Annotated in this window: 1 protein-coding gene; it reads left to right on the top strand. The window is 54.7% G+C overall.

Going from position 1 to position 581, the window contains the following annotated elements; genetic code table 11:
- Window positions 1-22: 22 nt before the first annotated feature.
- A partial coding sequence (locus ACFQEU_RS17650; protein ID WP_379784263.1) for a hypothetical protein occupies window positions 23-581 on the top strand: 559 nt, incomplete at its 3' end.

The raw sequence follows: 581 nt of genomic DNA, 5'->3' as shown, positions 1-581 counted from the left end.
GGTGTATGACGACCTAGGTCGCATGACCTCGCGTGTAGATTACAGCGCGGCAAATGCGGCGGTTACCAGCACACTGTGGCAATACAACAATTCCACCAACTGGGTGACCAACACCCAAATGGCGTCGGAGCAAACCCGCGATGTACCACCGGGTGGGTTGATGGCGGTCACCAACAACGAGGGCTATAGAAAATACGTGGGTTACGACTCATTAGCCCGTGCCAGTACCACGGAAACGCGCTTTGTTGTCGACGGCAACACAGAGCGTTATTTCGAGCGCCAAACCTTCGATTCAATCGGTCGCACTCATCAGGCGTTCGATGCCGGCGGTGACGGCACTTGGCAAGACCAGGCCATCGAAAATCGCTACAACGAATACGGTTATCTTTCCGAAGTGGTGGATGCCGTGTTGTTCAACGGTGCACCGCGCCAGCGCTATTACGTGGTGAAGGAAATGGATTTGCGCGGCAATGTCACGCACTTCATGCAGGGCAACGGCATTACCACGCGCCGAGATTACGATCCAAGCACCGGTCGTTTGAAGACCATTCGTGCCGATCTTTTGTCGGGTTATTTTGGCG

This window comes from Halorubrum tibetense (genome assembly GCF_042661865.1).
Lineage (GTDB): Archaea > Halobacteriota > Halobacteria > Halobacteriales > Haloferacaceae > Halorubrum > Halorubrum tibetense.
This window is presented reverse-complemented; position numbering and strand designations above follow the sequence as displayed.